This window comes from Achromobacter spanius (genome assembly GCF_029637605.1).
GTDB classification, from domain to species: domain Bacteria; phylum Pseudomonadota; class Gammaproteobacteria; order Burkholderiales; family Burkholderiaceae_B; genus Achromobacter; species Achromobacter spanius_E.
Genome location: NZ_CP121261.1, coordinates 2,557,263 through 2,580,303 on the forward strand (window position 1 = coordinate 2,557,263; position 23,041 = coordinate 2,580,303).

19 protein-coding genes, 1 tRNA gene and 1 pseudogene are annotated in these 23,041 nt (G+C 58.5%); 7 read left to right on the forward strand and 14 right to left on the reverse strand.

Features of this window, described 5'->3' with window-relative positions; translation table 11 throughout:
• The first annotated feature begins 63 nt into the window (after positions 1-63).
• Complete coding sequence (locus tag P8T11_RS11315; RefSeq protein WP_268081861.1) at positions 64-1,014, forward strand: NAD(P)H-dependent flavin oxidoreductase; 951 nt, start codon at positions 64-66, stop codon at positions 1,012-1,014.
• A gap of 167 nt (positions 1,015-1,181) precedes the next feature.
• Here the strand turns inward: P8T11_RS11315 and P8T11_RS11320 are convergent, their stop codons facing one another.
• The 8 genes from P8T11_RS11320 to P8T11_RS11360 all read right to left on the reverse strand — a co-directional run bounded on the left by P8T11_RS11320 (position 1,182) and on the right by P8T11_RS11360 (position 8,975).
• On the reverse strand, positions 1,182-2,153 hold the full coding sequence (locus tag P8T11_RS11320) for a Bug family tripartite tricarboxylate transporter substrate binding protein (protein ID WP_268081860.1): 972 nt from the start codon (positions 2,151-2,153) through the stop codon (positions 1,182-1,184).
• Between the two features lie 40 nt (positions 2,154-2,193).
• A complete protein-coding gene (locus tag P8T11_RS11325) occupies positions 2,194-3,390 on the reverse strand; it encodes a CaiB/BaiF CoA transferase family protein (protein ID WP_268081859.1) in 1,197 nt (398 codons plus the stop codon).
• A complete protein-coding gene (locus tag P8T11_RS11330) occupies positions 3,387-4,121 on the reverse strand; it encodes an enoyl-CoA hydratase/isomerase family protein (RefSeq protein ID WP_268081857.1) in 735 nt (244 codons plus the stop codon). Before P8T11_RS11330 ends, P8T11_RS11325 begins: the two co-directional genes overlap by 4 nt.
• Before the next feature lie 73 nt (positions 4,122-4,194).
• Entirely contained in the window at positions 4,195-4,722 is a 528-nt protein-coding gene (locus P8T11_RS11335; protein ID WP_268081856.1) for a MarR family winged helix-turn-helix transcriptional regulator, read from the reverse strand.
• A 52-nt stretch (positions 4,723-4,774) separates the two neighbouring features.
• Complete coding sequence (locus P8T11_RS11340; RefSeq protein ID WP_268081855.1) at positions 4,775-5,710, reverse strand: hydroxymethylglutaryl-CoA lyase; 936 nt, start codon at positions 5,708-5,710, stop codon at positions 4,775-4,777.
• A complete protein-coding gene (locus P8T11_RS11345) occupies positions 5,707-7,326 on the reverse strand; it encodes an AMP-binding protein (RefSeq protein WP_268081854.1) in 1,620 nt (539 codons plus the stop codon). Before P8T11_RS11345 ends, P8T11_RS11340 begins: the two co-directional genes overlap by 4 nt.
• The gene (locus P8T11_RS11350; RefSeq protein WP_268081853.1) at positions 7,323-8,084 is read right to left on the reverse strand and encodes an enoyl-CoA hydratase/isomerase family protein; all 762 of its coding nucleotides are present in this window, start codon (positions 8,082-8,084) and stop codon (positions 7,323-7,325) included. The genes P8T11_RS11345 and P8T11_RS11350 overlap by 4 nt, the downstream gene beginning before the upstream one ends.
• 348 nt (positions 8,085-8,432) lie before the next feature.
• Positions 8,433-8,975, reverse strand: a complete 543-nt coding sequence (locus P8T11_RS11360) for a hypothetical protein (RefSeq protein ID WP_268081852.1) — start codon at positions 8,973-8,975, stop codon at positions 8,433-8,435.
• A gap of 454 nt (positions 8,976-9,429) precedes the next feature.
• Here P8T11_RS11360 and P8T11_RS11365 point away from each other — a divergent pair, with 454 nt between their 5' ends.
• The 3 genes from P8T11_RS11365 (at position 9,430) to P8T11_RS11375 (ending at position 13,467) form a co-directional block, all read left to right on the forward strand.
• Entirely contained in the window at positions 9,430-9,873 is a 444-nt protein-coding gene (locus P8T11_RS11365) for a UbiA family prenyltransferase (protein ID WP_268081851.1), read from the forward strand.
• A 240-nt stretch (positions 9,874-10,113) separates the two neighbouring features.
• The gene (locus P8T11_RS11370; protein WP_268081850.1) at positions 10,114-11,013 is read left to right on the forward strand and encodes a hypothetical protein; all 900 of its coding nucleotides are present in this window, start codon (positions 10,114-10,116) and stop codon (positions 11,011-11,013) included.
• Positions 11,014-12,379: 1,366 nt separating this feature from the next.
• A protein-coding gene (locus tag P8T11_RS11375) for an IS3 family transposase (protein ID WP_268081849.1) occupies positions 12,380-13,467 on the forward strand; the annotation gives its coding sequence in 2 pieces (ribosomal slippage) (positions 12,380-12,632 and positions 12,632-13,467; 1,089 coding nt in all).
• Between the two features lie 34 nt (positions 13,468-13,501).
• On the opposite strand, the pseudogene P8T11_RS11380 reads toward P8T11_RS11375, so the two are convergent.
• Positions 13,502-14,645 (reverse strand): annotated as a pseudogene (locus P8T11_RS11380) (IS30 family transposase).
• Positions 14,646-15,230: 585 nt separating this feature from the next.
• Here P8T11_RS11380 and P8T11_RS11385 point away from each other — a divergent pair.
• Together P8T11_RS11385 and P8T11_RS11390 are read left to right on the forward strand one after the other, a co-directional pair.
• Positions 15,231-15,476, forward strand: coding sequence for a hypothetical protein (locus P8T11_RS11385; RefSeq protein WP_268081847.1), 246 nt, complete (start codon positions 15,231-15,233; stop codon positions 15,474-15,476).
• A 25-nt stretch (positions 15,477-15,501) separates the two neighbouring features.
• Positions 15,502-16,467, forward strand: coding sequence for an MvdC/MvdD family ATP grasp protein (locus P8T11_RS11390; RefSeq protein WP_268081846.1), 966 nt, complete (start codon positions 15,502-15,504; stop codon positions 16,465-16,467).
• Between the two features lie 395 nt (positions 16,468-16,862).
• Here P8T11_RS11390 and P8T11_RS11395 read toward each other — a convergent pair whose 3' ends face one another.
• Positions 16,863-18,800, reverse strand: coding sequence for a DUF262 domain-containing protein (locus tag P8T11_RS11395; RefSeq protein ID WP_268081845.1), 1,938 nt, complete (start codon positions 18,798-18,800; stop codon positions 16,863-16,865).
• Between the two features lie 924 nt (positions 18,801-19,724).
• Here P8T11_RS11395 and P8T11_RS11400 point away from each other — a divergent pair.
• Entirely contained in the window at positions 19,725-20,162 is a 438-nt protein-coding gene (locus P8T11_RS11400) for a hypothetical protein (protein ID WP_268081844.1), read from the forward strand.
• Positions 20,163-20,259: 97 nt separating this feature from the next.
• On the opposite strand, the gene P8T11_RS11405 is transcribed toward P8T11_RS11400, so the two are convergent.
• The 4 genes from P8T11_RS11405 to P8T11_RS11420 all read right to left on the reverse strand — a co-directional run bounded on the left by P8T11_RS11405 (position 20,260) and on the right by P8T11_RS11420 (position 23,040).
• Positions 20,260-20,336 (reverse strand) — tRNA-Arg (locus tag P8T11_RS11405).
• A 106-nt stretch (positions 20,337-20,442) separates the two neighbouring features.
• Positions 20,443-21,027, reverse strand: coding sequence for a helix-turn-helix domain-containing protein (locus P8T11_RS11410; RefSeq protein WP_259245787.1), 585 nt, complete (start codon positions 21,025-21,027; stop codon positions 20,443-20,445).
• 13 nt (positions 21,028-21,040) lie between these two features.
• Positions 21,041-22,333: an NAD(P)/FAD-dependent oxidoreductase gene (locus P8T11_RS11415; RefSeq protein ID WP_268081842.1), complete on the reverse strand. Its 1,293-nt coding sequence runs from the start codon at positions 22,331-22,333 to the stop codon at positions 21,041-21,043.
• Between the two features lie 17 nt (positions 22,334-22,350).
• Positions 22,351-23,040, reverse strand: coding sequence for an amino acid ABC transporter permease (locus P8T11_RS11420; RefSeq protein WP_268081841.1), 690 nt, complete (start codon positions 23,038-23,040; stop codon positions 22,351-22,353).
• Between the last annotated feature and the right edge of the window lies 1 nt (position 23,041).

Here is a 23,041-nt window from a genome sequence, read left to right on the forward strand (position 1 = left end):
CACTTTAGTTGATTAAATCAACCAATTGCACGAGAATGGTTGCTTTCCGACCGAGATGCGATCATGACTTTGCAGACCCCGCTGACCCGCCTTCTGGGTATCCGATATCCCATCATTCAAGCCGGCATGAGCTGGGCCTCGTCCAACGCGGAACTGGCGGCGGCTGTCTCGGCCGCGGGTGGCCTTGGCGTGGTGGCGTCCGGGCCGATGTACCCGGAGGCGCTGCAAGCCGCGCTGCGCAAGCTGCGCAGCCTGACCGATGCCCCCTACGCGGTGAACATCCCGCTCTACAACAAGCGCGCGCGCGAGCATTTGGACATCGCCATCGCGGAAGGCGCCCCTATCATCATCGCCTCGCAAGGCGGGCCGCGAGAGCACCTGGGCCGCGTCCATGATGCCGGGATGAAATGGCTACAGGTCATTGCCAGCCCGGTCCATGCCGAGAAAGCCCAGGCTGCCGGCGTTGATGGCGTGATCGCGGTCGGGTTGGAGGCAGGCGGGCACCCCGGCCCCGAAGAGATCACCACCCAAGTGCTGCTGCGGGCGACGGTGCAGCGCGTAGACCTACCGGTGGTTGCCGCTGGCGGCATCGCGGATGGCGCGGGGATTGCCGCCGCGCTTTGCCTGGGTGCGGCCGGCGCGCAACTGGGAACGCGGTTTTTGCTGACGCCCGAAGCGGGCGTGCACGCCGCCTATAAAGCGGCCGTGATGGGCGCAAACATCAGCGATACCACCCTGGTTGGCCGAGGGCGCTCACCGGTGCGCATGCTGCGCAACGCCTTTGCCCAGCAGTACCTGAACGCCGAGCGATCCGGCAGCAATGAACAACTGGACGCCCTGTTCGCGCAAAGCACCTTGAAGCAAGCGGCGCTGGAAGGCAATGTCGAACTGGGCAAGGTCGAAGCCGGGCAAAGCGCCGGATTGATTGATGATCTGGTGCCGGCCGGCGAGTTAATGCAGCGCATGGTGGAAGAAACGTTGGTAGCGATCCGGCGGCTTTCCGCGTTGGGCTGAGCGGCGGCCGTGGCAGAGTCCAGAGCCAGTTGAACTGGGCGAGCAGCAACTTCATGCTCTACACCGGCTCCCGAAGATTGAGATCACCCAACCTTCGGGGCCCTTCATTTCACGTCTGAAGTCGTGAACCACCCGACTCCTTCGCCAAGCCGACTTCTTCGCCAAGCCTACTTTTTCAACAAGCCCGCACCTTCCACCAGCTTGCGCATGGCGACCTGATCCTTCTCCACGAACTGAGTCGCCTCTTGCGGCGTCATGGTCCAGAGTTCGACGCCCTGGGCGTCCATCAGCTTGCGATATTCCGGCGACTGGTTCACGGCCTGCACGGCTTTGTTCAATGTCTCCAGCACCTGGGGCGGCGTGCCCTTGGGCGCGGCCAAGCTGTACCACGACGCCGATTCCGCCCCGCTTACCCCCGCTTCCGCCAGCGTGGGCACATCGGGAAACAAGGCCGAGCGCTTTGGGTTGGCATAGGCCAGCGCCTTGAGTTTGCCGCTGCGAATGAACTGCACGCTGGCCGCCAGATTCAACACGGCCATGTCGACCTGCCCGCCCACCAGATCATTGATGGCCGGGGCAGCACCGCTGTACGGAATATGCATGATGTCGACCTTGGCCTGCTGGCGGAAGAGCTCGCCGCCCAGATGCGGCGAACTGCCCGGCCCCGCCGACGCGTAGTTGATCTTGCCCGGTTCCTTGCGCGCCAGGGCGATCAGCTCCGGCAAGGTCGACACCGGCAAGGATGAACGCACCACCAGCATGTTGGGCTGGTTGGCCACGATGCTCACAAAGGCAAAATCCTTGATGCCGTCGTACGGCGTCTGCTGCATCAAGGGCGTCACCACATGCGCCGCCGACGTACCCAGCAACAAGGTATAGCCATCCGGTTTGGCCCGCGCCACGAAGTTGGCGCCTATGGCAGCGCCGCCGCCGGCCTTGTTCTCCACGATAACCGCCTTGCCCAGCTGCTTTTCCAGCTCGCGCGCCAGGGCTCGTCCCAGCACATCGGCGGGGCCGCCCGCCGCATAAGGATTGACCAGCGTGATCGGCTGACTGGGATAGCTGTCCGCCGCCAGGCTCGCACTGCTGCATACCGCGCTGACGGCCAGGCCGCACAGCAATCGCTTCAAGGTATTCATCGTTGTCTCCTGATCCTCATTGGGATGCATTTTTGTATTGCTAGATGGCGCCAAGCTGCCTCAGCGCCGTGATTTCCTCGATCGACAGCCCCAGCCTGGCGCGCAACACCTCGTCGGTATGCTCGCCCAGCAAAGGAGGCCGTTCGACCTGTGGATCTTCATACCCCTCGAATTTGAAGGGCACCGGCACCGCGCCAAAGCGGCCGATGCGAGGATGCTCATAGCTTGCGACCATGCCGCGCGCGAGCACGTGCTCGTTATTCAGAATCTCGCCAACATCAAGAATCGGCCCGGCCGGTACGCCAGCCGCATCGCAACGGCGGCAAAGCTCATCGCGGTCCAGCTTGGCAACCGCGCCCTGCAAGCCGGCCATGACTTCCTCACGCCGGGCTACGCGCACCGCGTTGCGGGCCAAGTCCTCATCAGCGCTCCACTGGGGGAGGTCCAAGAGGTCGCACAGCGGTTTCCAATGTTGATCGCTGCCGGTGATCTGCACCCACTTGCCATCACGGCATTCAAACGCGGCCGACGGCACGCGCCCAGGATGTTCCGTGCCCATGCGCGGCGGCACTTCACCCAAGGCGAAGTAGCGCGCCGCGGCCAAAGACAGCAGGCCGACCTGCCCGTCCAGCATGGAGAAATCCACATGGCAGCCGCGCCCGCTACGCTCACGGCCAACCAGGGCCGACAAAATGCCTATCGCCGCCCACAGTCCCGAGGTCAGGTCAGCCACCGGCAAGCCTGGCTTGACCGGTCCGCGACCGCGCTCGCCGGTCAAACTCATGATGCCGCCCATCGCCTGAAACACGGTGTCATAGCCCTTGCGCGCGGCATATGGCCCGGTCATGCCAAAGCCGGTGCACGAGAAGTAAATCAGGTCGGAGTTCTCGGGCGCGATGTGCGCTTTGTCCAGGCCATAGCGCGCCAGGGTGCCCACCGGAAAATTCTCGACCACCACATCCACGTCCTGAGCCAGCCGGCGTATCAAGGCCTGGCCCTCGGGCTTGCGAAAATTGACCGTGATCGATTGCTTGCTGCGATTGAAGGCAAGGTAATAGGCCGACTCATCGCCGCCCTCGCCATGCACCTTGGGTTCAAAACCGCGCGTCTCGTCGCCGCCTTCGGGTTGCTCGACCTTGATCACCGTGGCACCCAGTTCGGCCAATATCATCGACGCGAAGGGGCAGGCCAGCACCCGCGACAAGTCCAGGATGGTGACGCCATCAAGCGGCTTCATCGCGCCGCCCCTTGGCGAAAGCCGCGCATGATGACATTGGCATCGCGGCCCACGCCCAGCGCCTCTTCCAGCGCAAGATCCGCGCAACGATGGAACGCGCGCTTGGTGAGGCCCATGGCGGCGGGGTCCCAGCTGGCGACACGCTCGGCCAGTTCCAATGCTTGCGGCAAGACGTCGGCGGCCGGCACTGCCCGGTTGGCCAGGCCCAGAGCCAGTGCCCGATGGCCGTCGATGGACTCGGCCATGGCCACCAGTTCGAAGGCCTGCTTGCGGCCCAATTGCCGTACCAAATTGGCCATAACCACTGCCGCCACGATGCCGTGGCGCAACTCCGGATAGCCAAAGCGCGTGTCCTCGGCCATCACCACCATGTCACACGCCAGCGCCAGGCCTGCGCCGCCGCCCAGCGCATTGCCATGCACGGCGCCGATCACAGGCTTGCTCATGCGCGAGAAAACAAGATGCAGGTCTGTGGTCAGGCTTGCGCGCGCCAGCACGGCCTCGGGGTGCTCAGGCGTCAGCGCCGAAAACTCCGTCGTATCCGCGCCAGCGCAAAACGACTTGCCATTACCGGTCAACACCACGGCGCGCACCGATTGGTCTTGATCGGCCTCGCGCAGGCTGGCCAGCAAGCCGGCCGTCAAGGGGGTGTTCAAGGCATTGTGCTTTTCCGGGCGATTCAGCCGCAACACGCGCACCGTGCCGTGATTCTCGATTATCAATTCAACCATGTCTTGACCTCTATTTAATTGATTTAATCAACTTTATGAGCATAAGAAAGCCTGTCACAGACAGGCTGCCGCCTTAGCGCGGCTGTACGCCGCGGCCGCGGCGTGTCGGCACTTCGGCCTTCAAGTCATTCAGCATATCCAGCATGTGCGACGTCATCTTGTCCAAGGCGCGCTCCAGCACCTCGCGCTCGTCTTCGCTCAGCACGGCCAGCATCTCCTCGTTGCGCTCAATGGCGGCCGGAAATACCTCTTGGTAGAGCTTTTTTCCAGCGCGCGTCAGGTCCAGGCTTACGCCACGCGCATCCAGGGCATCGGCGCTGCGCTTGATCAGGCCGCGCTCGATCAGGTCTGACACCGTACGGCTGGCCTGGCTTTTGTCGATATTGGCTTCACGCGCCAGCGCGTTCAAAGACATATCGGGCGTTGCACCCAGCAATGCGACGATCCGCCACTCACGCGGACCCACGCCGTAGCGGCTTTCGTTCAGGCCCGCGGCAATGCGGCTGGACACATAGGCCAGCCGGTTCAAGCGGTAGGAAAAAAGCTCCTTGAGCGTGGCGGGCGTGGCGCGGCGGGTGGAAAGCTTGCTTCTGGTTGCCATGGAATTCTCTTGGAGCGGTTGCGGTGACGAGGGCATCATATACAAACGCCGCTCAAGCGCCGGCCTTGATCAGCGGATGGAAGCCGCTATCCGCCACGCGGCTGTGCAGATCGCGCCCCAGCACCTCGCGGCAGCGTTGCGACACGACGGCCAGCCCGTCCAGGTCCAGACCAGTGCGCACGCCCATGGATTCAAACAGACTGACCAGGTCTTCGGTTGCCACATTGCCGGTATGGCCGCCGCCATATTTGACCTTGGCCGGATGGCCGCCCACGCCGCCGATGGCGCAATCAAACCAGCGCACGCCGGCGTCCAGGGCGGCCACATAATTCACCAGACCAGTTGCGCGGGTGTCATGAAAATGGGCCACCAACGTGAGCTGCGGCAGTTCACGTTGCAACGCGCCATACAGCTCGCGCACCGCTTGCGGCGTGGCCATGCCGGTGGTGTCGCCCAAGGTAACGATGTCCACACCCAGCGCCGCATAGCGCTCGGCGTCGCGCAGCACGCTATCGGCCGATACCGCGCCCTCAAAGGGGCAACCAAACGCCACCGAGATCGTGCCTATCATGCGGAAACGGCCCCGGCCCAAGCCGGCCATCTCGGCGATGTTGCCCCATTGATCAGCGCGGCTGCGCTTCAGATTGCGCTCGGAGTGCGACTCGCTGGCCGAGACCAGCAGGCTGATCTCATTGGCGCCATGGCCCTGCTCAAGATCGGCCAGCGCCCGCTGCACGGCGCGCGCATTGGCGCAGGTCGCCTTGTACCAGACGCCGTTCCGACGCGGCAGCGCCGCCAGCATGTCGCTCGCATCGGCAAACTGCGGCACCACCTTGGGATTGGAGTACGAGGTGGCCTCTACCCGCTCAAAACCCAGCGCCGCAAACGCGTCGACCAATTCAATCTTGATCTCGGTCGCAATGAAATCCGGCTCATGCTGCAAGCCATCGCGGGCAAAACATTCGCACAGCACCACATCGCGCGTCATGCTTTTTCCTCCAGGCCAAACAGGCGGATCGCATGGGCGCGCAACTTGATCTTCTGCACCTTGGAGCTGCCTGTCATGCCTATGTTCTCGAAGGTATCGACGATTTCCATATAGCGCGGCACCTTGAAATTGGCGCAACGGCTTTTGCACCAGGCGATCAACTCGGCAGTCTCGGCCTGCTGGTCTTCGCGCAAGAGGACAAAGGCGGCCGGCACTTCGCCCAGACGGGTATCGGGCACCCCCACCACCTGGGCCATGCGCACGGCCGGATGACCATGCAAGACCTCTTCAACCTCGGCCGGCGCCACGTTCTCACCACCGACGCGGAACATATCCTTCAGACGACCCACCATGCGCAAACGCCCTTCGGCATTCATCTCGCCCAGGTCGCCGGTGCTAAGCCAGCCATCGTCGCTCAAGGCGCGTGCGGTGGCCTCGGGCATCTTGTAATAGCCCTTCATCACACTCCAGCCACGGGCCTGGATCTCGCCCTGCCCACCGGGTGCGACCACCGCGCCGGTGGCCGGATCGACCAGGCGGATTTCCATGCCGGGATGCGGCAAGGCCCAACCGTGCGCGCGCAGGGAAAACTCATCGTTCCAGGCCGACATGACGATATTGGGTGAGGCTTCGGATTGCCCATAGGCATTGCACACCGAGGGCACGCCCATCACATCGCGAATCTTCTGCATCACCTCGGGGCCAGCGGCGGCCCAACCGCCACGCAGATGAATTCGCTGGGGATCAAAATCAGGATGGCCCATCAGCATCAAAAAGATGGTGTCGTTGCCGGAGGTCAGCGTGCAGCGCTCTTCATCCAAGACACGCAAGGTCTCACCCACATCGAAACTCGGCAAGGTCAGCAGGCAGCACCCCGTCACCAGACTGACCAGAATGGACAGCGTGGTGCCTGCCACATGGAAATAAGGCCGGATACTGAAATAGCGGTCTTCCGGCCGCACGCCTATGCGCTGCGCCACGGCTGCGGCATTGCCCAGCATATTGGCGTGGCTGAGCATGACGCCCTTCGGAAAGGAAGTCGTGCCCGAGGTGTATTGGATCAAGAGCACATCATCGCTTGCGACGGCGTGCAGGGCTGCATCAAAGCCGGCCGCGTCGGCACGATCCGCGCCTTCGATAAATTCCGCCCACGAGGTCGTGCCCGGCAGGCTACGTTCACCCAGTACCACCACCTTGCCCAATACCGGCAGCGCCGCACCGGGCAGACGCTGAGTCAGGGCAGGCTCTACCCGTTGCAGCAGATCCAGAAAGTCTATGCCCAGAAAGGTGTCGGCCGTCAGCAGCAGCTTGACGTCAGCCTGTTGCAGGCAAAAGGCCAGCTCTTCCGTCTTGAACCGGGTATTGACCGGCACCGTCACCGCGCCGATCAAGGCGCATGCGTAGAACAACTGCAACCAGTCGCCCCCATTGCCAAGAAAGATGCCGACATGGTCACCACGGCGCACACCGGCCGCATACAGCGCCCGCGCGCGTAGCCGGGCACCGGCCGCAAGCTCATTCCAGCTCAAACGTTCCCCCGGTGCGACAAAGGCCTCTTCAGGGCCACGTGCCGCCACCGTCTGCGCCAAACCGGCAGCCAGAGTCATCGCCTTCATGCCTGGGGCTCCTTGCCAAAGCCGGCAATGGCGCCTTGCCAATCCGTGCCACGCAGGTTTTCTTCGATGGCCAACAGTTCAATGGCCATCGCGCCTTCGCGCGTCGTGGCCAGGCCTTGATCGATGCTGCGTTTGGTCAGACGCATGGTCAAAGGCTGGGCACGGGCCATGGCGGCCGCCATGGCTTGCGCCTCCTGCCTGAGCGCATCGGGCGCATACACATGGTTGACCAGGCCGACCTCGCGCGCTTCGGCGGCGTCGAAGCGGCGGCCGGTAAACAACAGCTCTTTGGCCATGCGAGCGCCAGCAATACGCGGCAGACGCTGCGTCGCGCCGACCGTGCCCCACCCCACTTCGGGATAGCAGAATACCGCCTCGGTGGAGGCCAGCACGAAGTCACATGCGCCGGCGATCTCGCAACCCGAACCAAAGGCCGGACCATGCACCACCGCCACCACGGGTTGCGGCAGGCGCTCAATGGCGGCATAGGCGGCAAAGCCCTGAACCCGGCGCGCCGTCAGCTCCTGATGGTTCATGGTTTTGCGTTCCTTGAGATCGGCGCCAGCGCAAAAGGCGGGGCCGTTGCCCATGATCAGCGCCACGTGCACGCCTGGGTCAGCGGCAATCGCCTCCATGACCTGCACCAACTCCGCGCACATCTGCGAACTGAGCGCGTTACGGCTCTCGGGCCGATTCAACGTCACCGTGGCAACACGGTCCTGCACCTCAAACAGAATCGTGTGATAAGTCCGGGTCATGCCTGCTCCTGAATGTTCTGTTCTAGTCACCGCAAGAAGCCGCGGCCATGAATCGACTATATGCCTTTTAGTTGATTTAATCCACTATTTATTCGAGACCCGTTACGTCCTCGGTCTGACCGGATATTCCGTTCTTTTTCCTGCGGCGTTGGGGCTGGAGACCCTGGCCCCGAATGCGCCCGTGGCTTCGGGCGGTCAGTGCAACATGTCGTCCAGCGCCTCAGTTGGAGTCTTGAACCCCAACGTCTTTCTGAGACGGGCGTTCAGCTTGGCGGCGGCTTCGTCGAGGTCGCGCTGTGTATAGCTCGCCAAGCCCGGGCATGGCGGAACGTTCGCGGGGTTAGCCGGTTATTTCGCCTTCGCGCGCACGGCGTTGCAATCGAGTTCCAGCACCACTTTTCCCGTTCCTTTTTCTGTCACCTTGGACGCCAACTGCAGGTCTTTAGGGTTGCCGCGATCTTTGCAGGCTTCGTATGCGTAGCCTTCCGCCAACGCGAGATTTGCCCCAGGATCGGAACCGTGCCCGTGCATCCATCTACCGAAGGGATCCTTCCTGGAAACCTGGTAGGTCGTAGCGCCAGAAGATGCGACTGCCTGAGGCTGGCCCTTCTTTTTCTTGGCGCGCTCCGCGTCGCAGTCCAGATCCACGATCACCTTTCCCGTCGCCTTTTCCGTCACTTTCGCCGCGCGGTTCCAAAGTTTGGGGTTGCCGCGGTCCATGCAAGCGCGGTTCGCGGCTCCTTCAGCAGCGTAAAGCTCCGTACCCGGTTGATTCGCCGCGGGGCCCTTCCAGACGCCCAAAGGATCCTGCCAGGTGGCGATGTATTGGGCCGCAACCGGACCAGTCAGCATCATCCCCACGATGCCCGCACCGCATAGCCATCTCTTCATGACGATCCCCTTGGTTCTTTTTCGAACGAATAGGGTAGTCGCGGAAGCGGTCTAAGTAACTCCACCGAAAAGGGTAATCCCTGCTGCTTCGTGGGTATCGGGAGGGAGAGGGCTAGACACTTTGGAAGAACGGTTGGACATCAGCATCTCAACATTCTTTGCCGGGGCTAAACCATTGATTTAATTGTTATTGATGGCGCGGCAGGAGGGGCTCAAACCCCTGACCCCAAGATTAGAAGGGCCCGTGTGAAATGCTACTAACGCATTGATATCACGGGCTTCTTAATTTATATCGTTAGAACTATTGTGTGATCTACACGACGAGTTTATGCGGTTTTCCGGCCATCCGTTCTAATGCCATGCCCTACTTCAAGCGAGGATTCATGTGATGGGGACTTAAGTTTCCGACACTGAGTCCGTTCATTTGAACGTACTCCACAACCCGAGCATCTAAATGAGCCAACCACCTTCGTCCCGGCCGCAAGGGGGAATCGATCCCGCGGCATTAATTGTTGCCTCCGTCGCTTTGCTGGGGACAACTATGCTTGGAGCGGGCTCTTTCTCTATTCTATCGAGCGTTCTCGGCTTGACCATCATCGTTGTAATCTACGCCTACGATGAGCACTGCAAACGCACATTTCCGCAGCAAGCGGGCTTCGCGATGGTCATTGGATTTGCTGCCACCGTAGCTCTTGGCGCTCCAGCCGAACTGATAAATTTGCTCCCTACTCCACAGGAATGCCTCGACAAAACTGATCAGAAGTGCATCGATTACGTCGAAGGAATTTCCGAGCAAATAAACTCTACGCTGTTTTTTATGTGGATCGCCTCGACGCTTTTCGTATTAGCCTGCGAAACCGAGCGAGGCCGGCACATTCCAGTTCAAAAGGTCGCGTGACCGCATCGAAGGCGAGCGGTACTACCAAGGTTGGTAGATGCAATGGATATTTGCGCTCATGCCTAGTACCGCGCAATCTGTCTGGCTTCCAGCCTACTGCTACGCCTGAGTGCTTATCGCGGTAGCTGGGAGTTCGTAGTAGCGATGCTCAACCTCGCTAACAATGTTCGCCTCATCGACTTATCCTTGACTGTGATTAGCATTATTACGTTTCAAGACACACCCAAACCAGGATGCAACATGGCACTCAGGCCCCACGTAAAAGAGCGCGTTCAATTTCTGTTTGAAGCTACCATTTGGGTCATCGCACCATTTACATGGCTCATGTACGCAACAGCGACTGGGCTAAATAAAGCGGATGACTGGATCCGCTCGACGACCGTAATGGTCCCATTTGCTTACCTTATCGCTATACCGGTGCTATACGCGCTAGTGTTCGGTACTCTTCCTATAGCCCACATTCGCGCACACCGACGGGGCCTACGCTCGTTCCAATTTCTCGCTGGCAGCGAATATGCAGAAAATATTGGAATGTCATTCAATCGAGTCGCTGAGAGCGACGAGGAAAGGGCAGCAAATCAAAAGCATGACAAAGCTGTTCGAAAACTGGTTCATATCAGAGAACACGCGCACCTGCGGTTTCTCAGCGACCTAACTCGCCAATCTAAAATAGTCGCCGACAATGTGAGGACGCGCGCGGGGCTTTTTCTGCTTGGCGGTATCGTGATTGCTTTTTCAGGCGTCGGCTTCTTTTATGCCCAAACTCCACGCACCTACACAGGAAAGGAACTTTCTGAGATTCTCGCCACTCTCGCGCCGAATTTTGGAGTGTTATTTTTTATTGAATTTATCGCTTTGTTCATGTTCCGCCAATATCGCCCACTAATGGACGAGTTTCGACACTACGAAGCGATCCAAAGGCGTCGTGAAGAGGTCGGAGCCTTGCTTAGCCTTCTTGAAGAGCACGATGTTGAAGTAAATCCCTTAGAGCTCGCGCGCGAAGGCTTCTATTTCTCGATAGGAGAACTTCTAGAAAATGGGGAAACCACTGCATTACTGGAGACGCGGAAGCTAGATCGAGATGAAGCGGTGGGCTTATGGAGCAAAGTTATTGACGCGCTCCCTCGAATGAAGTCCTAAATGGACGCGAGTACAAAAAACAAAAGACCCATAGCTTTCGGTTAGGGGGCTTCTATGACACAGCCTCCCGACAGCATCGTGCTCATGAGCCATGAGTCTGAAAGATGAATTCGTTCGCCCAAATACTAAACTCACCAAGAGGGTTGACCCTAATCCCGAATAAGTCCGAACCAGAAGTAGGAATCTCCCGCTCCTTGGAGGTAGCGCGTTGCACCACAAACTGTGTCACAACAGAAACCCAAGCCGTCTGAACCTAGGCACAGCGCCGGTACAAATTCGAATTGGCAGCGGTCGCGGTGTTTCCCATACGCGGCTACCGCATAGCAATCATTGGATTTTTCGAATCGGCACCGCACTGACTGCGTTAATTTCCGTTGGTTCCCAACGGCTGAATCTGATGCTCGGTGTCGTCTTGTTGAGTGGTCAATTCCATCTTTTCCATGGGGATCTCCTGCAAGTCGCGGGCGAAGAAAGCTGCATCGACGTCGGCTGAGCATCAGCGGAGGACGGGAGCTACCGGTGTTCAATACTGGCGAATTCCCGGGTACTCGATCAAAGCCGAGCTTAGAGCGAACCAATAATAATGGCGCTGCACACATCAGTCTTTAGTCGTAGTCGATCGTTTCGGAATTTGCCACCGCAAAGTCTGGAGGTAACGATCCCGAAACACCATCTTCAACCCGGCGAGCAAGCGGGGCCTCGGCCCGCATCGGCTTAGTCCCTGAGTACTCGGGCGCAAAAAGCTGGGCGATATCGGCATGGGTTCAAGGTTGCCCGATGGCTGGGAAGTTCTCGACCACTTGAACTTCGGCAACAGCATCAGCAAGTAGAGGAACGCCATAGCACGATAAGTTCGAACATCCGCATGCATCCGACACAAAACGTGATTTTATGCGCGTCGTCCGTGCCTACACCTGTGATGAATGTCGGGAATGGTCGACGCGCCTTCGCGTTGTCGTTGCCCGCGCGCTGGTCCGCGCAAGCGCCAGCAGGCCACATTTTTTCGCAACTACGAAGAGGTTAGAGGCGTACGCGCGACACGGGGGTGGGCATCAAGTTGGAAGGACGCTCAATCGGCCTGGATTCTCACGCTGGCTAAGAACTCATAACCTGCCAGATCTCCCAAGACCCCGTAAAACCCTGTATTCCCTAAAGATTCTGGCGCGGCAGGAGGGGCTCGAACCGTTATATTAGGTGCGGAAGGCTAAACGCGCGCCCCATGCGACGCAAGCTACTAAATAAAAAGAGATTTCCATCCAGCGCAAGCATGCAATCAGCTGCATGCTTGGGATCGAAGCGACAGGGTAATCCCCCGCAAAAGCGATGAGGTCAGAAGTAGAATTTTCTCGTTGAGGAGTTCTACCGCATGAAGAAGTCGAGATTTACGGACAGCCAGATCATTGACGCCATCAAGCGCGTGGAAGCTGGTCTTGCCGTTCCTGAGCTATGCCGGGACCTAGGCATCAGCTCGGCTACGTTCTACAAGTGGCGTTCCAAGTACGGCGGCATGGACGTATCGCTGATGGCACGCATGAAGGAATTGGAGGCCGAGAACGCGCGGCTGCGCAAGATGTACGTCGAGGAGAAGCTCAAGGCCGAGATCGTGACGGAGGCGCTAGAAAAAAAGTGGTGAGGCCATCTCGCCGCCGCGAGATGGCCCAACGTGCAGTGCAGGATCGCGGCGTATCGATCCGGATGGCCTGCGAGGCGTTCAGGGTCAGCCAGACTTGTTATCGGTACGTCGCCAAGGCAGACGCTGAGAACGAGGAGATCGCCAACTGGCTGCAACGTCTGACCGACAACCATTGCAACTGGGGCTTTGGTCTGTGCTTCCTGTATTTGCGCAATGTTCGAGGCTTCGGCTGGAACCATAAGCGTGTGTACCGGATCTATCGCGAGCTCGAACTGAACCTGCGTATCAAGCCGCGCAAACGACTGATGCGGCAGACGCCTGAGCCCCTGACCGTGCCCACCAATGTGAACCAGGTATGGCCGATGGACTTCATGCATGACCGGCTTGCCGATGGGCGCAGCATCCGCGTGTTCAACGTGATTAACGACTTCAACCGCGAGGCGCTGGGCATTGAAGTTGACTTCTCGTTGCCGTCCGAGCGCGTGATCCGCACGCTCAAGCAGATCATCGGCTGGCGGGGAAAGCCCTTGGCCATTCGGTGCGATAACGGACCCGAATACCTGAGCGCGGCAATTGTCGATTGGGCCGAGGCATGGGGCATAAAGCTCGAATATATCCAGCCGGGCAAGCCGCAACAGAATGCCTACGTCGAACGGTTCAACAGGACCGTGCGCTACGAATGGCTGTCCCAATATCACTGGGACGATCTGGACCATGTACAGCGCGTCGCCACGCAGTGGATGTGGTCCTACAATCACGAACGCCCAAATATGGCACTGGGCGGCTTCACCCCCAAACAGCGGCTAGCCATGGCTGCGTAGCGTTCCTACTTCTGCCAATTGTGGATTCAGACGGTCAGTGCAACATTGCGTCCAGCGCTTCAGCCGGGGTCTTGAATCCCAACGTTTTTCTAGGCCGGGAGTTTAGCTTGGCGGCAACTGCATCAATCTCGCACTGCGTATAGTTTGCCAAGCCTGTTCTTTTTGGGAAGTACTGGCGTAGCAGGCCATTCGTATTTTCGTTGGTGCCTCGCTGCCAGGGGCTGCCCGGATCGCAGAAGTAAACGACCATATTGGTGGCAATACTAAAGTGCCTGTGCGCTGACAACTCAGCACCGCGGTCCCGGGTTAGGCTTTTCCTTAGTTGAGCAGGCAGCTGGCGCATCTGCTCAACAAGGGCTCGAGTGACGGTTTCGGCCCGCTTGTCTTCGATCCTGCAAAGCACGGTGAACCGCGTGCTTCTGTCGACGATCGTGGCAATGGCGCTCTGATTTGCTCCCGAAATAAGATCGCCTTCCCAATGCCCTGGCAATGCGCGGTCTTCGATCTCCGCAGGACGAGAACGAATTGAGATGCAGTCGGGAATGCCGCCTGAAATGGCCGCCCGATGGGGTCTGGCATGGCGGAACATTCGCTGAGTCCGCAGGTGCTTTTTTAGTTCTTCACGCAGTACGCCGCGGGCTTGAACAAACAGCGATCGATAGATTGTTTCGTGCGAAACACACATGATCTTTCCGTCAGGAGAGTGACGCTTCAGCCATCCTGAAATCTGTTCTGGCGACCAGTCAGCCTCCAACAGGCGTATCACGATACCGCGCAGCTCCGGTTCACTGGACAGCAGGTAAGGCTTCGGTCGCAGACCACGCTTCAAGAACTGCTTTTCAGCATCGTACGCTCGGTACTTCCCTGGTCCACCATTGCGGCCGACCTCTCTCGAGATCGTCGATGCTGAGCGGCCCAACTGGCGACCAATAGCTCGATAACTTGCGCCACTGGCCAACCCTCGAGAGATCGACTCGCGCTCTTCTGCTGACAGGCATTTTGCACGGCGCGTCCTGGTCCTAGGCGAGATGCCTCCGTGGGTACAGGAGATATGAAAAGACAGTCGCAGGAGGCTTAGATATGTCGCGTGCAATGGAGCTCATCGGGGTCCCCTTGCGCCATAGCTCCCAAATCCTAGACTTCCTCTCCGTAGTCATGGCGCCGTAAATACTGACCATTGCACACCTCTATCCATCAGGCTTTCAATAGGGTGTTGCACTGACCGTCTGAATCCACAATCGCTAAAAATGGGGGGATTACCCAACGGCCCAGAGATCTTCTGATGCCTACTGTATGACCGAAGCCAAATGGCATTTCGGTCCAACACATCAACCCTGCACGTCGGCTCAAAACGCATTCATCGAGCAGGCTAATCATACATGTCGCACTGAAGCGATCAAAGCGCGCCGGTGTCGAACGTCGATAGGTTTACACGATTACCCATCAGTTGGCCGACTCCAACAAAGCCCGCACGCACAAGTCGTTGGATCGTCTTCCGCCGGGGGCCGTAAGCTAAGGCGAGTACCGATTTTCTCTGCCAGCCTCCATTCGACAAGCAGTTCACACAACCGCATAGATCGAATACCCAATTTTGGGTATTCGAAAAATAGGCAGATTCCGTAGAATTTGCCCACCGTTAACGTCGGACATCCAAATTCCGAGACTGACCCAAATTGCTAAAGAACGGGATTTTGACCACGTACTGCGACGAAGACCAGGATGAGTGTTACGCGCTAGAACCAATTAGCCTTTAGGAGGCCAGCATGAACGAATCCGAGAAGTTGCCCTTTGCACTGGCGGTCCCCTCTGCGACATCTGTTTTGACACCGGATGATCAGCAGTGGGCCGATTTTTTTGCAAAAGAGGAGGCTTACATTGCATATGTGATGCCGGCTGGAAGAGCCCTTCCTTTAGCGGGACCGGCCTCGACGAATTGCGGTACTTATTGCGGGACAGTGGGGAATGGCCTCGACGACATCAGCAATGACATCTCAGAAGACACTGCGTGATTCCGACCAATTCGGGAGGATAATTATGTCTATCACGCGGCTTCCCAAAGTTCTAATAATCGCAGACGATGATGATCTCCATGCGCAAGCGTTGTGTCGGCATTACGAAGCTGAAAAGTCAGCCGTGGCCTACCTGCTTAATTCTGCGCACTTTCCTCAACGAGTGAAGCTGTCCTATACGACCTCGGAACAATCTACTGTCCTGAAACTTGCATCAGGTAGTGTCCTAGTGGAGGAGGAGATAACAGGGATATGGTACCGACGGCCGAAACCACATGAAATAGATCAGGGCATCAGAGAAGACAGAGCCAGGAAGTTTGCCGCTGCGGAAAGCAGAACCTTGTTCCAAGGTTGGCTGTGTCGCTGTGGAAACAAAGTTGTAAATCCTGTTGCCGCTGATAGGCTTGCCCACTTTAAGCCGTTGCAGCTAGCCAAGGCCCGATCGGTCGGATTGAACGTACCGGCAACTTTGATCTCTAACGATCAGTTGGAAGTGGCGCAGTTTTTGGATCGCTGGGACAAGAGAGTTATATTCAAGATATTGACTACAACACCATGGCAGGTTACTGAAACGAAAAGCTGGCAGTCCGAATATAATTCGATGCTCGGCTTGATATCCCTGGCCCCCGTGATTTGGCAACAACGTATAGAACGGGGGCGGGACTTTAGAGTGACAGTTATAGACAATGACGTAGCGGTAGCTGAAATCATTCCTGACCGAGCTAACGCACAGCTCGATTGGAGGTTGGATGTCAGCGCCAGGGTAATTCCTGCGGTGCTATCTAATGAAGTTTGCGAAAGGCTGCTGCGCTTGACGCGAGAGCTTGGTCTTCGCTATGGAGCCATTGACCTAAGAGAGGATAATGACGGCAAGATGTGGTTCTTCGAAGTGAATCCTGGCGGTCAGTTCCTCTTTAACGATGTTCACGGAAAGGTTCCCGTTCTGCCGCTAATGGCAAAAGCTCTCGCTCAATCGACAAATGGCAGTTGATCGAAAGTTAGGGACTGCGGAGCTCCTCTAATTCAAAGCAGCATATGACAAACTCGGCGAGCGACACGCAACCTCGCTCCACGCTGCGGAACGACGCCTCGTATGTCAATGCTCAAAAAGAATGAGACGCTCGGGACGAGCGCATGCACCTTAGGGAGATGTGTGACGTAGAGGATTCGAACATATATTAGGGTCGGGCTGGTGCCCCCTGTGCCTATATCGGGAACAGCCCATTACACCTTCAGGCTTGCGGCCCGTAGCGGACATCGAATCCACAGGTACAAAGGGCTGTCCTTGGTGAAGCACCACGCGCGGTTCTGACCTGAGGTTGCCCGTGCGAGCAGCACGCTGCACTTTTATGCTAGCGTCTCAAACAACGTTTGCTTCGAGTGATTTCAATCGCCCTCGATCCCATCCTCTTCGCTGGCATCCCATTCACTGTCAACGCGCTTGTCGTAGGCACCCACCCCTAGATTTTTCAGCGCGGCCATACCCCAACGTTCCGCAGCGAACTGATCAAGCTCTGCCAAACGTCGGCGGCAATTGTTGGGCCCCCAATACGGCGAAGACATTAGCTTTCCACGGTAGTCAACCCGTCCCAACAGTTCATTGAAGTTGACCTGCACGATTTCTCGCATGGCGTCCAACTTTTCCTGAAAGCATACATTCTTTAGCCTTCGGTTATCTCGGGCGGGAAGAAGGGTCAAGTTGCCCAGAGAATGCAAATACGGCTTCATGGATAGGTTGTACTCCCGGAAGGCCTTCTTGGCTTTAAGGGTAGCGCCTTCGAGGAATCGATCATCCGGCTTCTGCGGGTATATATGTTCGATATCCCATGCAGCCCGGAATTCGTGCCAATTTCCAGATAGAAACACTGGCAACTGCGCATCGATATGGAACTTATTTTTACTTCTTCCGCCCCTACCAAGGGCTGTACCGTACTGCCAAAAAAAGTATTTCAGGAACGAACCGAGATCTCCGTAGACGTTCGTCTGATGCAATGCCGACGCAGCGAACTCCCCATCGTCATACGCATCAGCGTAGATGGGATCCAGTACGAGTGCTTCCTGCCTGTCCCACAGAGTCGCGCGGGGCCAGAAGAGTCGATGATTGAGTTCCTTTGCCGTCGAGATTTTGGCGCCTGTGGCATCCTCGAGCTCGCCGTGGAATAGCTGGCGGGCAATGCGCCATTTCTGAGTACGTCGATAGTTTGCCCTTCTCATGGCTAGCGCGTCGCGGAACGAGGCAATTTCGCAAAACCGGATAACGTCATTGGCCTCTTGCGGCATCTTCAGCAACGCCGCCACAATCACAGGCTGATACTCGGCTTCCCGATTTAGACGCGCAAAATCCAGCAGCGCTGCTTCAACCGGGTCGTTGCCTTTGCTCACGTCGGGTGAGACTACTCTTGCCCAGTGTTCGGCGACGAGTGCGAGAGAATCGATGTACCGGAGGATATAGGCAGCCAAGTCAACGGGTTCAAGCATCTCTACCCTGGCTATGAGCACATCAAGGACGCGGGATGAACTGTCGAAATTTTCTTTATCGAAGAGAATCCAGTGCACGCGCAAGAGTCGGTCCGCATCCAATTCTTCGAGTGGGGCGTCGGCCTTGGCTCCAGGCTTCCTCTTTGGGCAGATAATTCGATAAAGCTTATCGTAGCTTCGCGAAATCCGATCAATCAATGCAGCACGATCCGCGTCCCCCTGTACGAGGGCAACTACTTCGATAAGCTTGTTCTTGACCAAATCAAATTGGGATACCTTGCGCCCTCGTAGATTGATCCGCTCAAACAGGGCAGTTGCACCCTCCAGCTTAGGTGCGACGTAAACGATTAACTCACACGCTTCAATCTCGGCTGCGGTGACCTTACCTGGGAGCATTTCGCTCAGGCGTCGGTATGCACCGATCAACAGGTTCTGCGAAAGCGTCTCGGGGTGAACGGGTTCGCCGCTGACCAGTCGCTCGACGATCGTGCCGTCATCAGTTGACCTGCTCTCCAGCCACAGTCGGTTTACGGCATTCGACGGCTGAAATATGGCCGCCTGCTGCCGCACCGCGGCCAACGCCAACATCAGCGTCGTCAACCGTTGCTGTCCGTCAACTATGCCCAACCTTCCCTCATTCATATACACGACTGAAAGTCCCAAAAACAAAGCTTGCCTCTTATGGCTCGCATTGCGCAGATCTGTAATGAACTCGTCGACTTGACTCTCACGCCAATCGTATGGACGCTGAAACGCAGGGATAAAGAAATTCGTGCGCAGCAAATCTTGCACTCTGAACAGCTTCGACGTGCCAGGCTGCCACATCTCTCCGATTGGGGAATCCATTTATCACCTTACAAGTCATCGATAGGGGGCTTCCCGACCACGAGAGCCATGGGAGCCGCAGCGAGGATGCTTCCTCTGGCCCGGAATGATACCGTCATTTACATTTCAGCCGTTTTTGATAGATCTGGAATCGACAGCAACCGCTGCATTGCTCACTGGTACACGTTGTGCAGGATGGGGTTCACGCATCAGACGCCGCTCCGTTCCAGCACTTCCTCCATCCGGACGACCGTGCGCCGGAGCTTTTCCCCTTGGAAGTCAATTTGTTGTCACGCGGACAACTTGCCCAATAGTCTGCAATCCGTTGAAATGTTGCATTCCGTGACAATGGGGCTCGTATGAGATGTGCAGTTGTCGACAATTCAACCCTAACTGCGGTTGAACGGCTTTTAGGACGAATCACCGTAAGCAACCTGCACGCTATCGAAGGAGACGTAGCCGCGTTTCAGCACCTTATTCAGACAATTCTGTTTTACGACAAAATCTTCTATGTGGATGACTACAAGGAACCGTATCGGGAAATGCGGCAGAAATCGTTCTCCTACATGACACCGATACTCCCGCTGACGTAGCTCACGATGCCTTGATTAGAAAAAGCTCTGAGCTAACAGACGGGCTCACTTTCGGGGTGAGGGTCACGGGGCCATCATCGCAGCGGATAGTGCAACCGGCCGTGTCCCGCAGCCAGCTTCGATGATGGTGAATATGCAGGCTGATGCGCTTAGTGGAACCCGAGAAAATGGGTGAGGTTGTGGGCATATCAAGGGGACTTATTGCACGATTTCCAGGGAGGCTAGGCAAGACACCCCCAAAGGGGGGGGAAATCGCGGACTAGCGGGTGCGTACTATCCCCTCGGAAAATCGCATCAGAATTCGACCCGTACCGCCCGGCTATCATTGCTGCCTCACCTTTCGGGAGCACTCATGAAAGCAATACTCGCCGCGATGTTCACGGTGCTGTTGACCGCCTGCGCATCCAAGATCGTTTCGTACACACCCGTGCCCGCTCCGGCTGATCCGCTCGCGGTTATCGAGCAGGTGCTAAGCGAGCAACCGCAGAAGTACCGCCCGGAAGGCGTGAAGGCCACAGGCACGTACGTTGAGTTCGGTGATGGGGTTATTGCAGAGCAGTCCGCGTGGAACCCGGCACGGGCAAAGGCCAAGCGAACCACCGTCCGGCTGTACTACACGTCTATTGCAGAGAACCGGCTACGTGAGCGCGGGCGCTGGTGGATCGTGCAGTCACTGAACAAGCAAGGGTCGCTGTTGGCTTCAGCCTGGAGCGACGACAAGGACGCGGCGTTGCGCTACATCGCGGCGCTGGAAGCCATGAGGGACCGAGCGGCTGCGAGTGCAAACTGAGTGCAAATCGGAGTGCACTCAGAACCGGGAGTGCAAATTCACAATGGCATCTCAACATTCCTTGCCGAGGCTAAACCATTGATTTATTAATTATTGCTGGCGCGGCAGGAGGGGCTCGAACCCCCGACCCCGGGCTTAGAAGGCCCGTGCTCTATCCAGCTGAGCTACTGCCGCGCAGTCTTTTGATGACCCGGAAGATGTCCGGGCGCCGCATTTTACCTTGTTGCCGAAAAACTTGTGACGCGGCCCACCGCACTGGCCTCTACCCCCCCCACGCCCCCTACTCGTCCTCGATATCCGCGTGCGTGGACACCCACAGCACCATCGCATCCGCCTCGCTCAGGCTGATCACCCGGTGGCCCATGCGGCTGTCTATATAGAAGCTTTCGCCCGCCTTCAATCTCGCCGGTTCGTAGAACTCGGTGTACAGCATGACTTCCCCTTCCAGCACGTAGACGAATTCTTCGCCGCGGTGGCGGCTCCAGTCCTGGAATTCGTCGAACGAGCGCGCCTTGACGCGGGTGTGAAACGGCATCATGCGCTTGTGCGACAGCGCGGTGCACAGCAGGCGGTGGTCGTAGTACGGGGTTTCGTACTGGCGGCCTTCGCCTTCGCGGCTGAGGCTGCGGCGGCCGGTGCCCATGTGGGCGTCGGACGCGGAGAAAAGTTCGGCAACGTCCAGGTCCAGGCCGGCGGCGATCTTGATCAGGTTGTCGTAGGTGGGCGACAGCAGACTGTTTTCGATTTTCGACAGCGTGGACGCGGCGACGCCGGTGGCTGCCGCCGCCTGCTTCAGGGTCCAATTGCGCGCCTGGCGCAGGGCCCGCAGCCGTTGCGCCAATGCGCTTTGTTTGTTGCCGTGCATCCTGTGTACCTTGTCATGCCCGCGATGAGCGCTCCCGCCACCAGTCGCGCGCCTGGTAAGACCAATAAGTCAGTTGAACCGCCGCCGTGCCCAGCCCGCCGCCGTTCCACGCCAGCCCAAAGGGTTCGAATAACTTGTAGCGCTGCGTGTCGCCGGTGATCCCTTCGGCCACGACTCGCCCGCCGATTGATGTGGTGTTCATGCCGTGCCCGCCGAACGCCGTGCAATACCAGACGTCTGGCGCCAGTTGGCCAATCTGCGGCATCAGATGCCGGGCGTAGGCCATGCGGCCCGACCAGGCGGTTTCCACGCGCAGCCCCTGCAATTGCGGGTAAACAGACAGCAATTCGCGGCGCAGGGACTCGGCCAGATCGGGTGGGTCGTCGACACGGGTGGTGATTCTACTGCCCCAGCCAATGCGGCCGCCATCCAGCACGCGGTAATAGTTGCCGGCGCGGCGGTCGTCGCCGATGGCGGCGGTGCTGCGGATGGCTTCAAGCACGCGATCGCCCAGCGGTTCGGTCAGCATGATGTAGGTGGCGATGGGCAACATGGCCCGGCGCAGCGCGGGTACCACGTCGCCGGTGTAGCCGCCGGTGGCCAGCACCACGGTGCGCGCGTCGATCTGGCCTTGCGCCGTCTTTAGGTGCTTGACGGCACCGACCAGCGTGACGCCGGTCACGGGGGAATCTTCATGGATGCGCACGCCCAAGCGCACGCATTCGCGGGCCAGCGCGCGCGCGTAGTTCAAGGGGTGAAAGTGAAACGAGGCCGGGTCTTCGACGCCTTGGTGATAGACGTCGGACACCAGTCGTTCGCGTACCTGGCTGCGCGTCAGGAAGCGCACGTCGCGCCCGAAGTCGCGGCGCTGGGCGTCGCACCACTGGTTAAGCGCGTCGGTGGCTTCGTAGCGCACCACGCGCAGTCGGCCATCGACCTTGTGCGCGTCGGCGATGGCCAGCGTGCGGATGTTGTCGCGGATGATCTCCACGCCTTCCATCGACAGCCGGTAAAGCTGGCGGTAGTGGTCTTCGTCCACGTGCCGCTTGATGGCGTCGGCGCCGGCCGAAAACGCGGGCGATACCGAGCCGCCGTTGCGCCCCGACGCGCCCCAGGCGATGCGCCGCCCTTCCAGCAACGTAACGCTGCGCCCGCGCCGGGCGAGTTCCAGCGCGGTCGACAAGCCGGCCAAGCCGCCGCCCACCACGCAGACGTCGGTGCTGGCCACGCCGGCCAACGGCGCATACCGCGTGTCCGCGTCGGACAGCGTGCGCTTGTAATAGGTGTCGATGTACTCGGAGGCCATGCCGGTGGGGGTCCGTGTCAGTGCAGGCTTGCGCCTTGCAGGCCGCCCGTGAGGCGCTTTTCCAGCCAATTGGCCAGGCGCAGCAACGGGTAGCAGTAGATGAAGTAGATGGCGGCAATCATGCCGTAGATGAACAGCGATTTCGCAGGAAAGGTAATGATGAATACCTCGCCCTGGCGCGTCAGTTCGGTAATGCCGACCACCGACAGGATGGCGGTGCTTTTGATCAGCATGACGTAGACGCCGCTCATGGGTTGCACGATCAGGCGCATGGCTTGCGGCAGGACGACCAGCCGCAGGATCTGCAAGGGCCGCAGGCCGAGTGTCATGGCGCCTTCGGTCTGGCCGCGCGGCACGGACTGGATGGCGCCCATGACGATTTCAGCGACATAGCAAGACGTGTACACCGACAGCGACACGAAGGCGGCGGTGGCGGAATCCCAATGCAGCAGCGCGATGCCGGTGCTGGGCAGCACAAAGTAAAAGATATAAAGCTGCACCAGAAACGGCGTGCCGCGCAGCACGTGGATGTACAGGCCCAGCAATTGATGAATACCACGGATGTGATAGCTGCGTATCACCCCTATCACAAAGCCCAGCAGCGATCCGGCGATGATGGCCACGAACGATATCTTCAGCGTCTCCCAGAAGCCCTTCAGCAGGAAGGGCAGCACGACGCCGGCGGTGGAAAGATAGGAATCCAGCATG